A 13,013-nucleotide genomic window follows, 5' to 3' on the forward strand; every position below is an offset into this window, starting at 1 on the left:
TTGAATGTGTGCGATTACCTATGGCAATTTAGCACAACACCACGCTGATTTGCCCGGAAGGAGCGATGATCGACATGGCCATTGGCCCCAGATTGGATATTCGGCAATCGCAAACGCTTGCGTTAACGCCCCAATTGATGCAGTCGATCAAGCTGTTGCAGCTTTCGCATACCGAGCTTTCCCAATTTGTCGAAGAAGAGCTGATGCGCAATCCGCTGCTCGACCGTGACGATGGGGGCGAGGAACGCACCGTCGAAGAAGAGCCCGCTGCAAAAGCTGACGATCGCGCGGTTGACGTTTCAAGTCGAGGCGAACAGTTGGGCAGCGCCGTCTCGGTGGCGCAGGAGATGGACACGGATGTGGCCAATCTCTATCCCGAGCAGGTTGGGCAGGACAGCCTATCGCAATCCCTCTCCTGGCCTGAAGGCAAGCACACGAGTGGCGGGCAGGAAACAGGTGATTTTGAGCAATTCGCTGCAGGCGAAAAATCCCTCAATGATCATTTGATCGAACAAATTTCGCTTATTCTCAGCCATCCCGGCGACATGTTGATCGCCAGCGCCCTGATCGAAAATCTCAATGAAACTGGCTATGTGGATGTGCCTTTGGATCAGATTGCGGATCAGCTGGGCACCGAACTTGGCCATGTGGAAGCGGTGCTCGAAGCGGTTCAAGGGTGTGATCCGCTGGGCATTTTTGCCCGCGATTTGACCGAATGTCTCGCGATACAATTGCGCGAAAAAGACCGGCTGGACCCAATGATGCAAATGCTGCTGGATAATCTCGATCTGCTGGCGGCGCACAAAATTACCGAATTGCAAAAACTGTTGGGTGCCGATGCCGAAGATTTGGGCGACATGCTCGCAGAAATCCGACGGCTGGACCCACGTCCGGGCCGCGCATTTGAGGGCAGCAATGTGCAAGCCATTGTGCCCGACGTGTTTGTGCGACAGGGCAACAGCAAAGAATGGGTTATTGAACTCAACCAAGAGGTGCTGCCCAAGGTGTTGATCAACCGCACCTATTTGGCCAGCGTGAGCGCCAGCGCCAAGAAGGGCGAGGACAAAACCTATTTGAGCGAGTGTTTGCAAACCGCCAATTGGCTGACCAAGAGTTTAGATCAACGGGCGCAAACCATTTTGAAGGTGACAAAGGAAATTGTGCGCCAGCAGGATGGTTTTTTGCATCATGGCGTATCGCAATTGCGACCGATGACGTTGAAAATGGTGGCTGAAGAAATTGAAATGCACGAAAGCACGATTTCGCGGGTGACCAGCAATAAATATGTCAGCACCCCGCGCGGGCTATTTGAACTGAAATATTTCTTCACTTCGGCTATTCACTCCGCCAGCGGCGAGGCCGACCATTCCGCCGAATCCGTAAAATACCGGATCAAACAATTGATTGATGCGGAAGATCCGCGGAAGATCCTCTCGGATGACAAAATTGCGGCGATATTGAATGACGAGCAAAGCATGAACGTGGCGCGGCGTACCGTGGCGAAATATCGTGAAGCGATGAACATTGCCTCTTCGGTGATCCGGCGGCGACAAAAGCGGGAATTGGTGCGCTAGAACCTCCCTTTAAGAAAACACCGTCCAATCCATTTCATTGGTAACATATTCGAGCATTTGCGTGCCGATGTGGGAATTGCCATTGCGGTCCAACCCGGGGGACCACACAGCTATGGAGGCAATTCCTGGCACCGCCGCCAATATCATGCCGCTCACGCCGGACTTTGCGGGCAAACCAACACGATAGGCAAAATCGCCAGAACCATCATAATGGCCGCATGTCAGCATGATTGCGGCGATCCGGCGGGCGCGCTTCATCGACACCATTTGCTGGCGATTTGGCCCCAACGTGCCTGCAAATGCCAGAAATCGGCCCGCGCGCGAAAGCTGGGCACAATCCATGGTCAGTGCGCATTGGTTGTAATATACGCCGAGGGTGTGCGCGACCGGATTATATAGATTGCCGCACGACGCCAAATAATGCGCCAAGGCGCGATTGCGGTGGCCGGTTTCTTCTTCGGACTGGGCTACACGCCCATCAATAAAGATTTGATCATCGCCCGTCAGGCCCTGCACAAATCGAACAATTTCGCCCAAAGCCTCTTTTGGCTGGTAGGTGGCCAAGATCGCATCGGTCACCACGATCGCCCCGGCATTGACGAAGGGGTTTCTGGGGATGCCATTTTCATGTTCGAGTTGCAAAATAGAATCAAATGCGGAACCTGAGGGTTCACGTCCGACCCGCCGCCATAAATTGTCGCCCAATGTGCCCAAACACAGCGCCAAAGTGAACACTTTTGAGATCGATTGGATCGTGTTGGGTTGTTGCCAATCCCCCGCGCCGATTGTTTCGCCATTATCCAACGTGACGGCAATGCCCGCTTTTTGCGGGTCCGCTTTCGCCAGCTCCGGGATATAGTGTGCCACCCGTCCGCGTTCCGTTGACGCGCGGGCGTGATCCACAGCTTGATCCAAAATAGCTTGCAGTTTTTGCTGATCGCTTTTCATAGATTTCCTTTGTTGCCCTCATATTCATCAAATCCAACGCCAAACAGCAACCCAACTGTTCGGATTTATTGATAGACGGGCAAAGAACCGTCGCGGTCTCGAAAACGGAAAAAATTTTTGGGACGAATAATCGTACGAATCTAGCACAAATTGGCCACACTTATTGCGTGAGGTGGACGGCGCAAGCGCGCACAGAAAGCAAAGACAATTACTTAAAGAGATTCGGGCGGAACATCGCAGAAATGCAGGCCTTGGAGCCATAACGATTCATCCCTATGTGGGGCGAATGTTAGTGCTTTTCTTCACCATTTGGAAGGCCTTGGGAAGCGATAATCCGTATTACAGGTGATTGCATCCGACCGCGAAGCGGCGTTAAAATGATTGACAGAGGTCAATTCACCTCGGCGAAAACGCCCTTATATAAGCAATAGAGAAAGGGGTATACTTATGAGCCTACGTGTTTCTGGAAAAAATATGGATGTTGGCGATGCACTTCGCACAAAAGCGCATGACCATTTGGAGTCCGCGATCACTAAATATTTTGATGGCGGGTATGATGGTCATCTCACCCTTGAACATGAAGGCAGCCGCTTTAACGCGGATGTTGTAGTACACCTTGATACAGGCGTTGTTCTGCAAGCTGGCGCTGACGCTGGCGATGCCACTTCTGCTTTTGAAGATGCTGCAGGGCATATCGAAAAACGGTTGCGCCGCTATAAGCGCAAATTGAAGAATCACCGTCGCAATGCGCAAACAGACAAGTTCAAAGCGCAGTCTTATATTCTTGCCTCACCCGAAAAAGAGGAAGAAGTCGAAGAAGATTTCAATCCAGCGATCATTGCCGAAACAACTGATAATCTTCACACAATGAGCGTTGGCGAAGCTGTTATGGAGCTTGACCTCGCCCAAAGTGACGTAATTGTGTTCCGACATGCTGGACATGGCGGCGTTAATGTGGTTTACCGTCGCGCTGACGGGAATGTTGGCTGGATCGACCCGGCCCTTGAGAACAAGTGAGCACTTGTCCCCTTCGTTGATCACAATGAAAGGCACATAAATGGAAATCGCACAGATTCTGGCGAGCAAGGCGATCGTGCCTTGCGCGAAAGTCACGTGCAAACGCCAGCTTTTGCAGCTTGCTGCTGAGCGTGCAAGTGAAGTGGTGGGCCTCGACGCCCACCAAATCTTTGAGACGCTAAAAGAGCGTGAACAATTGGGTTCCACGGGTTTGGGTGATGGCATTGCCATTCCTCATGGCAAGCTCAAGGGGCTCGATGGCGTACACTGCATTCTTATTCGGCTTGAGCATGGAATCGAGTTTGAAGCTGTGGACGACAAGCCTGTTGATTTGGCATTTGTTTTGTTGGCGCCCCAAGGGTCTGGCGCAGACCATTTGAAAGCCCTATCGCGGATTGCACGGCTGACACGCACACCGGGCCTTATGGAACGGTTGCGCAAAATGCAAAGCGCAGAAGATATTCATGAGTTTTTGACGCGTGAAGCGGAAGAAACCAACGCCGCGTAATTCACTTCGCGACAATACACATTAAAAAAGCACATTCACTGGTCACAGCGAATGTGCTTTTGTTTTTTTAGATCCTGCGGAAACGCAGCGCGTTCCACTTAGTGACGCAACGCCATATCCATGCCGGCTTCATCGAGCCAATCGGTCAGTGATCTTTTATCATCGGTGACCAATAAAGGTGTGCCATCGGCGCCGAACAAAGCGTCAAAAATCTGATTTTCCGGCGCATTTTTCGCTTCAGGCAAAAAGTCTTTTAGCTGTTTGCCCGTCAGGCGGCGGCGATAAACGATGTCTTCACCACCAAGGGCCAAGAATTCTTCTACGCTCAATGGGGCGTAGGCTTCGGTTTTTTCGATATGTGTCATAGGACACCTCCTCAAAACGCACTACTGTATAATATACGCAACAAGTTACTCAGCGGTTTTAATTTCAATCCGCCGCGCAACTTTTTCGACATTGGGGCGCACAAGTGAAATGTTCAGCAGCCCATCTTGCAGGGCTGCCCCTTCCACACGCATGCCATCAGCCAGTAAAAAACTACGTTGGAACTGGCGTGCTGCAATGCCGCGATGCAAAAATTCGCGGTTGGGGTCATCTTGCTGACGCCCACGAATGAGGAGTTGATTGTCTTCTAACGTGATTTCCAATTCGTCTTGGGTAAAGCCCGCAACTGCCACCGAAATGTGGAATTGCTCGGCCCCATCATCATTGGAGATCCGCTCAATATTGTAGGGGGGATACCCATCCGCCGCTTTCGCCAATCGATCAAGGCGCTGCTCAATCTCGTCAAAACCAAGCAAGAAGGGCGATGAGAAAAATGACATTCTGGACATAATCATCCTTTCAATTGCAGGCCGCATCGGCGCACCTACACGCGTTCTTTAAAAGCAACAATGACCAAATGACCCAAACAGGCGCCGTATGGCCGCTTAGGGGAAATATGGGCATAGCCATTATTGAATTCAAGAGTTGAACACAATTGGGATGAACCTGATTGACGCTTTGATGCGTATCATCACACTATTTACGCCGTACAATCCGCCTGAAAGGCTCCCAGTTTTATGTCCGCCCCCCTCATCTCCATTGTGATGCCCGCTTTCAAATGTCGCGAAACACTTGCTGAAAGCGTTCAAAGCGTTCTGACCCAAACCTATAGCCAGTGGGAATTGGTGATCAGCATTGATGATGGCGAGGATTATGAGCGACTTTTGGGGCTCGCGGGGTTAAAGGACCCGCGCATTCGGTTTACCAGCACCGGCAGCGTGGGCACGGGGTCGTCAAATGCCAGAAATGCGGGCGTAGATGTCGCTCGATCTAACTTTATTGCCGTGCTTGATGCGGACGATCTGTTTGCGCCCGAAAAACTTGAGATAACCGCTCCCTTGCTAGCGGAAAACCCGCTCATTTCGACCGGACTCCAGGTTACAGATGCGGCCCTCAATCCCATTCGGCAAGTTGGTACGCGAGGGACGCAACGGCGGCTTAGCGCGGATATTTATAAAGCCACCAATATCTCCATGGACAGCATGATCCTTTATGACCGCGCCCGCTTGCCAATTGAATATGATGTCAATCAACCCTGTCTTGTGGATATGGATTTGATTTTTAAGGCGTTCTGCCACACGGCATATTGCCTGCATCTCCCGTTGCCCCTGCACACCTACCGCAAGCAAGCGGTTTCAATAAGCAATGGGCCCGCCGCCGCCGACAAATTTGCCAAGATGAAACGCACCCTCCTCGCGCGCCTCGAAGCAGGATATTACGATTTTGTCGAACCTGATGCGGCAAAACAGGGTTTCAAAGAGTTTTTGCGCACTTCGCTGAAGACCGAGCTTGAATTTGCGACGCAGAACAGCACTTCACCGCATAAATTGTTCGAAGATTTATTGGAATCCAAGCTGGGATAAAGTCTAAATGAGAGCCGGCTTATTGGAAAACGGCCCCAAGACTTAGCCCACACCTGCGTTTTATCAGTTTCAGGCCGATTTGATCACGCCCTAACTTTAGCGGCGCCCAAAGTATCGAATCAAAATACTGATTATTGGAAATATATATGCCATCAAATTGAGGCTCGTCCTGCGCCTGGTGTTAAAATGGCACTATTATTCAACATCATAGCGGTAAACCGACCACGATAGGCGCCGATTGTTTCACATGCCGCCCGAATCGAGGTTAGATTTTTGAACATCCGGTCAAGATTCAGGCAAGAATTTACAAAAAGTAAGGCTCGTCGGACAATTTTGGCAAAATTTTTTTGATTTGCTGTTGCAACTCAAGGCAAAACCGTCTTTTCTCTCCCCTGCACGCACTAACTGCGTGCAATGATATTGGAGGGAACATTATCATGAAAAAATTCGGAAAGTTGCTGGCAGCAACAGCCCTTATGGGGTTGATGGCTGGTAGCGCTTACGCAAAAACACTAGTATACTGCTCTGAGGGTTCACCAGAAGGTTTTGACGTTGCACCATATACTGCTGGTACAACTTTTGACGCGTCTTCTAAGCCGCTTTACAACCGTTTGGTTGAGTTTAAGCGCGGTACTTCACAAGTTCAGCCTGGTTTGGCTGAAAGCTGGGAAGTGTCAGAGGATGGCCTTGAGTACACTTTCAACTTGCGTAAAGGCGTGAAGTTCCATACGACGAGCTTCTTTACACCTACACGCGACTTTAACGCTGATGACGTGTTGTTCTCATTCAACCGTCAGCGTTTGGCTGATCACCCTTGGTACGAATATGTACCAGGCATCTCATGGGAATACTTTAACGGTATGTCCATGCCAGATCTGATCGACGACATTGTTAAAGTCGACGATTACACTGTTAAGTTCGTACTGAAGCGCCCTGAAGCGCCAATGATCGCGAACCTTGCGATGGACTTTGCGTCAATCGTATCTGCTGAATATGCAGAACAGCTTGCAGAATCTGACAGCAAGGAAATGTTGAACCAAGAGCCTGTTGGCACTGGTCCGTTCCAGTTTGTTGCTTATCAAAAAGATGCTGTGATCCGTTATGCTGCACACCCTGACTATTGGCAGGGCAAACAGCCTATCGATGATCTTGTGTTTGCGATTACAACAGATGCTGCCGTGCGCGCTCAAAAGCTGAAAGCTGGCGAATGTCACGTAGCACCTTATCCAAACCCAGCAGACATTGAGACTTTGGCCTCTGATCCAAACTTGATGATGATGGAACAAGAAGGCTTGAACGTTGGTTATTTGGCGTACAACACACAAGTTGCTCCGTTTGATAACACCAAAGTGCGTAAAGCATTGAACATGGCGATCAACAAGCAAGCTATCTTGGAAGCTGTTTTCCAAGGTGCTGGTACTGCTGCCAAAAACCCAATTCCACCTACCATGTGGTCTTACAACAATGCGATCGAAGACGATCCATATGACCCCGAAGCTGCTAAAGCTATGCTTGAAGCAGAGGGTGTAACTGGCCTCGAGATGGAAATCTGGGCAATGCCTGTTCAGCGTCCATATAACCCGAACGCACGTCGTATGGCTGAAGTTATTCAGGCTGACTTTGCGAAAATCGGTGTGGACGTTCAGATTGTTTCTTACGAGTGGGGTGAATATCTTGCACGCTCGAAAGAAATTGATCGTGAAGGCGCTGTATTGCTCGGTTGGACTGGTGACAACGGTGATCCAGACAACTTCCTAGCGGTTCTTTTGGGCTGTGATGGTGTTGGCGGTTCAAACCGTGCTCAGTGGTGTAACGAAGAGTTTGAAGCTTTGATCCAAAAAGCGAAAACTATTTCTGACCAAGAAGAGCGCACCAAGCTTTATGAAGAAGCACAGGTTGTGTTTAAGCGTGAAGCACCTTGGGCGACAATTGCACACTCAACAGTGTTCATGCCTATGTCCAAGAAAGTCGAAGGCTATGTGATGGACCCATTGGGCGGTCACTGGTTCGACGGTGTTGATCTTGCCGAATAAGGCAAATTAGGAAGAGGTTGATTGCAGGCGCCCATTTGTGGCGCCTGCTTTCTTTTGAACGCACATGCTAAAATTTCTGCTCAACAAATTGGTACTTATTGTACCCACATTCATCGGCATCACGATCGTCGCCTTTGGCTTTGTTCGTGTGCTGCCCGGCGACCCGATTCTCGCGCTTGCGGGGGAACGCGGCGTTGAACCGGAACGTTATCAACAATTGCTGACGCAATTTGGCTTTGATCGCCCGATATGGGAACAATATTTCACTTATGTGGTGGGTTTGTTCCAAGGCGATTTTGGCACCTCCATTGCCACCAAGCGACCCGTGTTGAACGAGTTTATGACCCTGTTTCCAGCAACGCTGGAATTGGCAACTTGCGCCATTATTTTTGCCATTGTGATCGGCATACCTGCCGGCATTATTTCAGCAGTGAAACGCGGCTCCTGGTTTGACCAGCTCACCATGGGCACGGCGCTTGCCGGGTACTCCATGCCGATTTTCTGGTGGGGTCTTTTGCTCATTATCCTGTTTTCCGGCATCCTCGGCTGGACACCGGTTTCAGGTCGTATATCGCTTATGTACTTCTTCCCGCAGGTTACCGGCTTTATGCTGATCGACAGCTTGCTTTCCGGCCAGCCCGGGGCATTCCAATCGGCGGTCAGACACCTTATCCTGCCCACCATTGTTTTGGGCACCATTCCTTTGGCGGTGATCGCGCGGCAAACCCGCTCGGCAATGCTTGAGGTTTTGGGCGAGGATTATGTGCGTACGGCGCGTGCCAAGGGCTTAGGCCAATTGCAGGTTGTGGGCGTGCATGCGCTGCGCAACGCGCTGATCCCCGTGATCACGACAATTGGTTTGCAGGTGGGCGTCTTGCTCGCGGGTGCGATTTTGACCGAAACCATCTTTTCGTGGCCAGGCATTGGCAAATGGATGGTCGACAGTATCTTTAGACGCGACTACCCTTCGGTGCAGGGTGGCCTTGTGTTGATCGCTTTGATCGTGATGGTCGTTAACCTGACAGTTGACGTGCTTTACGGTTTGATCAATCCGCGCATTAGGCATCAGTGAGGACACGCTAATGACTGATCCTACTCTTAAAAATATCGACCAAGATGTCGTTAAAGAAGAAGCGCGCAAAGCGCGTTGGTCCGTGCTTAACGAGTTCTGGCACTATTTCAGTGCCAATAAGGGCGCTGTCATCGGCCTGTGCATTGTGGGCTTTATGATCCTGATGGCGGTTATCGCACCGGTGCTCGCGCCCCACGGCCCTAACGTTCAAAACCGGGATGCGTTTTTGACGCCCCCTGTTTGGGAAGAGGGTGGCACCTGGACCTACATACTGGGCACCGACGCGGTAGGGCGTGATATGCTTTCCCGCTTGATGCACGGGGCACGGTTCTCGCTGTTCATTGGCGTGGTCGTGGTGACCATTTCCTTGATCGGTGGCATCATAATTGGTTTGGTTGCGGGTTATTTCCGCGGCTGGGTCGATGCCTTGATCATGCGGGTGATGGACATCATTCTTGCCTTCCCTTCATTGCTGATGGCGTTGGTGCTGGTGGCCATTTTGGGACCAGGCCTGGTGAATGCCATGATCGCGATTGCGGTTGTGTTGCAGCCTCACTTTGCGCGGTTGACCCGTGCGGCCGTGATGTCAGAAGCCAACCGGGAATATGTGACCAGTGCAAAAGTTGCTGGTGCAGGACATATGCGTTTGATGTTTAAGACCATCTTGCCCAACTGTCTGGCGCCACTCATTGTTCAAGCCACTTTGTCGTTCTCCACTGCGATTTTGGATGCGGCTGCCCTTGGCTTTTTGGGCATGGGCGCACAACCACCTACCCCTGAATGGGGCACCATGTTGGCGGAAGCGCGTGAATTCGTGCTGCGTGCGTGGTGGGTTGTGACCTTCCCTGGCCTTGCTATTTTGATTACTGTTTTGGCGATCAATCTGGTGGGCGATGGTTTGCGCGACGCGCTTGACCCGAAACTCAAGCGGAGCTGATCATTATGACCATGGTACTTGATATTGAAAATCTGACAGTGACGTTTGATACCGCCGATGGCCCGTTCAAGGCTGTTGACGGGGTCAACTTTAAGGTCAATCAAAACGACATTCTCGCCATTGTTGGCGAGAGTGGCTCTGGCAAATCAGTTGCGATGCTGGCGGTGATGGGGCTTTTGCCCAACACGGCGACCATCACAGCGGATAAGCTTGAATTTGAAGGCAAAGACATTCGCGCACTGAGTGATCGTGATCGGCGCCATATTATCGGCAAAGATATTTCCATGATCTTTCAGGAGCCGATTGCCAGCCTGAACCCGTGCTTTACGGTGGGGTATCAGATCTTTGAGATGCTGAAAACACACACCAAACTGGACAAAAAAGAGCGGATTGCCCGCGCACATGAATTGTTCGATTTGGTGGGCATTCCTGACCCTGAGAAAAAACTGAAAAGCTTTCCGCACCAATTGTCCGGCGGCCAGTGCCAACGGGTAATGATTGCGATGGCCATTTCATGTAACCCCAAATTACTGATCGCTGACGAGCCAACGACCGCGTTGGATGTGACCATCCAGAAGCAAATTCTTGATCTGCTGATGGATATTCAGGCGAAAACCAACATGGCGTTGATCATGATCACCCACGATATGGGTGTGGTGGCGGAAACGGCACACCGGGTTGTGGTGCAATATAAGGGCCAACAAATGGAAGAAGCCAATGTGCTTGATCTGTTTGAGAACCCTCAAAATGCCTACACCCAGGCTTTGCTTTCGGCGTTGCCGGAACGGGCCGTAGGTGATCGTTTGCCAACCGTCTCTGATTTTGCCGACAGCTTCGAAAAAGGGGATGCAGCGCGATGACCCACTCAGTGATTAAAGCAACGGATATCTACCGTGACTATGTCACCAAAGCCACCATGTTTAAAAAAGGCGATGTGGTGCATGCCCTCAAGGGCGTCAGCTTTGAGCTGAAAAAAGGGGAAACCCTTGCGCTTGTGGGTGAATCGGGTTGCGGCAAGTCGACATTGGCCCGGATTCTCACGCTCATCGATGCGCAAACATCCGGTGAGTTGGAAATTGATGGGCAAAAAATCGACATCCGCGAGAACCCACCGACCAGCGAGATGCGGCAGCATGTTCAAATCGTATTCCAAAACCCTTATGGCTCGCTAAACCCGCGCCAGAAGGTTGGTGAGATTTTGGAAGAGCCGCTCATCATCAACACCAAGATGCCTGCTGAAGAGCGGCGCGAATTGGCGATGGCGATGTTGCTTAAAGTGGGCTTGGATGCGGTACATTATGGTCGCTATCCGCACATGTTCTCCGGCGGTCAACGCCAACGGATTGCGATTGCACGGGCACTGATGATGCGGCCTGACATTTTGGTGCTGGACGAACCCGTCTCGGCGCTCGATTTGTCAGTTCAAGCGCAAATCTTGAACCTGTTGGCGGATTTGCAGGACGAGTTCAATCTCTCCTACATCTTCATTTCCCACGATCTATCTGTGGTGAAATATATCGCTGACCGGGTGATGGTGATGTATTTTGGTGAAATTGTTGAGCAAAATACGCGAGATGAGATTTTCAACAATCCGCAGCACGACTACACCAAGACCCTTTTGGCGGCAACGCCACGGGCAAGCATTGATGCGATCAAAAAGCGTTTGGGCGTCGACGCCGCGTAGATCTCATTTTCAGTGAAGCTTTTAAGGGGCGCTGCATATGCAGCGCCCTTTTTTGTTAGCGTACCTCTGCCATGATCTGGCGCGCGACACGATCTGCGCTGCCTGCGCTTAAGGCCCAGCCAAACATGCCGTGCCCTGTGTTGATATATCCGTTCTTCTGGGTCAGGCGCCCGATCACGGGCTGGCTATCTGGCGTGAGGGGGCGAAAGCCCATCCAGGGCGACAGGTCACCACTGTCCTCAGCGACCAGCGGAAACCGTTCGAACAAACGCGCTTTAAACGTGTTGAGCCGCTTGGCCGATATGCCGCGCTGTTGCGGCACAAAATCGGCATAGCCAGCATAGCGAATGCGGTCGCCCAGCCGCGTCACCACGGCTTTGTTTTCTGTGTCCGTAATCGCCAGATCTGGTACCGCTTTGCCCATGGGCAGCGACAGGCTATAGCCCGCCATTGGAGCCAAGGGCAGGTTTTTGCCCAATCGTTCGCAAAGTTCGACCGATTGAAGCCCAGCACAAATCACAAATGCATCAGCCTCAACCCGGCCCTGATCGGTGATTAGATAGCGCATTTCGTCCTTGTCCATAATCACATCGAGCACTTTTTGATTGGGCAAGAACTCGCCAGCGCCTTCTTCAAGAATAGATCTGAGCGCCTCACGGGCAAACTTGCGGGCATCCCCCACCGCATCTGTGCCGCTATAGACCCCGCCATTGCAACGCCCTTGGAACTGGATGAATGTCGGTTCTTTGCGCACTACGCCTTCGTGATCGAGCACTTCAATGTCCGCGCCCATTTTCTTTTTCTTGTCTGCCCACAATTGGGCGGCGGTCAGGTTTGCGCCCGGCCCCAACAAGGAGACTTTGCCCGACGCGCGATAATCAAAATCAAAGTCATAAGTCTCCAACCATTCTTGAAACACCGCCTTTGACGTCAAACTCAGCTCAAGATTGGCAAAGCTGTTTTTTTCATATTGGCTGGCCTTGGCCTGGGTCAAAAACTTTAGCGCCCAGGCAAAATAGTCTTTCACCCAGAGGGGGCTGACCTTGCTGCTCGGGGATTGGCCCAGTATCACTTTCGGCATCAATGCCATCAGCGCCGGAGATGCCACCGCATCTACTGCTGAATAACTCAATTGGGCTGCATTTTGGGCGCTGGTGGCTGTGGCTGCATCTGGTGCGCTATCAAGCAACACGGGATAAGCACCCAACTCTTTCAGGCGCAGGGCGGTCGTTACCCCCACAATACCTGCACCGATAATGGCCACCCTTGGACCTGTTTGCGCGGTTTGCTCTTGTGCCACGTTTGGCCTTTCTGACTTGAACTGCTAATAATT

The 13,013-nt window shown here is 51.4% G+C and carries 13 protein-coding genes; 9 read left to right on the forward strand and 4 right to left on the reverse strand.

Translation table 11 applies throughout. The annotated features are described in order from the left end of the window. Positions 1 to 74 precede the first annotated feature (74 nt). The gene (gene rpoN / locus G549_RS0114015; RefSeq protein ID WP_027835545.1) at positions 75 to 1,574 is read left to right on the forward strand and encodes an RNA polymerase factor sigma-54; all 1,500 of its coding nucleotides are present in this window, start codon (positions 75 to 77) and stop codon (positions 1,572 to 1,574) included. A 9-nt stretch (positions 1,575 to 1,583) separates the two neighbouring features. On the opposite strand, the gene G549_RS0114020 is transcribed toward rpoN, so the two are convergent. Beyond that, positions 1,584 to 2,522 carry a glutaminase gene (locus G549_RS0114020; protein ID WP_027835546.1) on the reverse strand — a complete coding sequence of 313 codons (939 nt, stop codon included), beginning with the start codon at positions 2,520 to 2,522 and terminating at the stop codon, positions 1,584 to 1,586. A 447-nt stretch (positions 2,523 to 2,969) separates the two neighbouring features. Here G549_RS0114020 and hpf point away from each other — a divergent pair, with 447 nt between their 5' ends. Together hpf and G549_RS0114030 are read left to right on the forward strand one after the other, a co-directional pair. After that, a complete protein-coding gene (gene hpf / locus G549_RS0114025; RefSeq protein ID WP_084634192.1) occupies positions 2,970 to 3,539 on the forward strand; it encodes a ribosome hibernation-promoting factor, HPF/YfiA family in 570 nt (189 codons plus the stop codon). 40 nt (positions 3,540 to 3,579) lie between these two features. Next, positions 3,580 to 4,047 carry a PTS sugar transporter subunit IIA gene (locus G549_RS0114030; RefSeq protein WP_027835548.1) on the forward strand — a complete coding sequence of 156 codons (468 nt, stop codon included), beginning with the start codon at positions 3,580 to 3,582 and terminating at the stop codon, positions 4,045 to 4,047. A gap of 98 nt (positions 4,048 to 4,145) precedes the next feature. Here the strand turns inward: G549_RS0114030 and G549_RS0114035 are convergent, their stop codons facing one another. Then, complete coding sequence (locus G549_RS0114035) at positions 4,146 to 4,412, reverse strand: DUF1150 family protein (RefSeq protein ID WP_027835549.1); 267 nt, start codon at positions 4,410 to 4,412, stop codon at positions 4,146 to 4,148. Positions 4,413 to 4,457: 45 nt separating this feature from the next. Beyond that, complete coding sequence (locus G549_RS0114040) at positions 4,458 to 4,880, reverse strand: Hsp20 family protein (RefSeq protein WP_027835550.1); 423 nt, start codon at positions 4,878 to 4,880, stop codon at positions 4,458 to 4,460. Between the two features lie 228 nt (positions 4,881 to 5,108). On the opposite strand from G549_RS0114040, the gene G549_RS21520 reads away from it, so the two are divergent. The 6 genes from G549_RS21520 to G549_RS0114070 all read left to right on the forward strand — a co-directional run bounded on the left by G549_RS21520 (position 5,109) and on the right by G549_RS0114070 (position 11,680). Then, entirely contained in the window at positions 5,109 to 5,954 is an 846-nt protein-coding gene (locus G549_RS21520) for a glycosyltransferase family 2 protein (protein ID WP_027835551.1), read from the forward strand. A gap of 437 nt (positions 5,955 to 6,391) precedes the next feature. Next, positions 6,392 to 7,987, forward strand: coding sequence for an ABC transporter substrate-binding protein (locus G549_RS0114050; protein WP_027835552.1), 1,596 nt, complete (start codon positions 6,392 to 6,394; stop codon positions 7,985 to 7,987). Between the two features lie 64 nt (positions 7,988 to 8,051). Then, positions 8,052 to 9,059, forward strand: a complete 1,008-nt coding sequence (locus G549_RS0114055) for an ABC transporter permease subunit (RefSeq protein ID WP_027835553.1) — start codon at positions 8,052 to 8,054, stop codon at positions 9,057 to 9,059. A 10-nt stretch (positions 9,060 to 9,069) separates the two neighbouring features. Then, complete coding sequence (locus tag G549_RS0114060; RefSeq protein ID WP_027835554.1) at positions 9,070 to 9,996, forward strand: ABC transporter permease subunit; 927 nt, start codon at positions 9,070 to 9,072, stop codon at positions 9,994 to 9,996. A gap of 11 nt (positions 9,997 to 10,007) precedes the next feature. Next, positions 10,008 to 10,856 carry an ABC transporter ATP-binding protein gene (locus G549_RS20445; protein ID WP_084634225.1) on the forward strand — a complete coding sequence of 283 codons (849 nt, stop codon included), beginning with the start codon at positions 10,008 to 10,010 and terminating at the stop codon, positions 10,854 to 10,856. Continuing rightward, positions 10,853 to 11,680, forward strand: a complete 828-nt coding sequence (locus G549_RS0114070) for a dipeptide ABC transporter ATP-binding protein (RefSeq protein WP_027835555.1) — start codon at positions 10,853 to 10,855, stop codon at positions 11,678 to 11,680. The genes G549_RS20445 and G549_RS0114070 overlap by 4 nt, the downstream gene beginning before the upstream one ends. Before the next feature lie 55 nt (positions 11,681 to 11,735). Here G549_RS0114070 and G549_RS0114075 read toward each other — a convergent pair whose 3' ends face one another. Then, a complete protein-coding gene (locus G549_RS0114075; RefSeq protein WP_027835556.1) occupies positions 11,736 to 12,980 on the reverse strand; it encodes an FAD-dependent oxidoreductase in 1,245 nt (414 codons plus the stop codon). Between the last annotated feature and the right edge of the window lie 33 nt (positions 12,981 to 13,013).

Origin of the sequence: Maritalea myrionectae DSM 19524 (assembly GCF_000423365.1) — a bacterium.
GTDB lineage: Bacteria > Pseudomonadota > Alphaproteobacteria > Rhizobiales > Devosiaceae > Maritalea > Maritalea myrionectae.

Bases quoted from the DNA above. Each gene is read 5' to 3' on its own strand.
- rpoN (WP_027835545.1), top strand. From the start codon at position 75: ATGGCCATTGGCCCCAGATTGGATATTCGGCAATCGCAAACGCTTGCG.
- G549_RS0114020 (WP_027835546.1), bottom strand. From the start codon at position 2,522: ATGAAAAGCGATCAGCAAAAACTGCAAGCTATTTTGGATCAAGCTGTG.
- hpf (WP_084634192.1), top strand. From the start codon at position 2,970: ATGAGCCTACGTGTTTCTGGAAAAAATATGGATGTTGGCGATGCACTT.
- G549_RS0114030 (WP_027835548.1), top strand. From the start codon at position 3,580: ATGGAAATCGCACAGATTCTGGCGAGCAAGGCGATCGTGCCTTGCGCG.
- G549_RS0114035 (WP_027835549.1), bottom strand. From the start codon at position 4,412: ATGACACATATCGAAAAAACCGAAGCCTACGCCCCATTGAGCGTAGAA.
- G549_RS0114040 (WP_027835550.1), bottom strand. From the start codon at position 4,880: ATGTCCAGAATGTCATTTTTCTCATCGCCCTTCTTGCTTGGTTTTGAC.
- G549_RS21520 (WP_027835551.1), top strand. From the start codon at position 5,109: ATGTCCGCCCCCCTCATCTCCATTGTGATGCCCGCTTTCAAATGTCGC.
- G549_RS0114050 (WP_027835552.1), top strand. From the start codon at position 6,392: ATGAAAAAATTCGGAAAGTTGCTGGCAGCAACAGCCCTTATGGGGTTG.
- G549_RS0114055 (WP_027835553.1), top strand. From the start codon at position 8,052: ATGCTAAAATTTCTGCTCAACAAATTGGTACTTATTGTACCCACATTC.
- G549_RS0114060 (WP_027835554.1), top strand. From the start codon at position 9,070: ATGACTGATCCTACTCTTAAAAATATCGACCAAGATGTCGTTAAAGAA.
- G549_RS20445 (WP_084634225.1), top strand. From the start codon at position 10,008: ATGGTACTTGATATTGAAAATCTGACAGTGACGTTTGATACCGCCGAT.
- G549_RS0114070 (WP_027835555.1), top strand. From the start codon at position 10,853: ATGACCCACTCAGTGATTAAAGCAACGGATATCTACCGTGACTATGTC.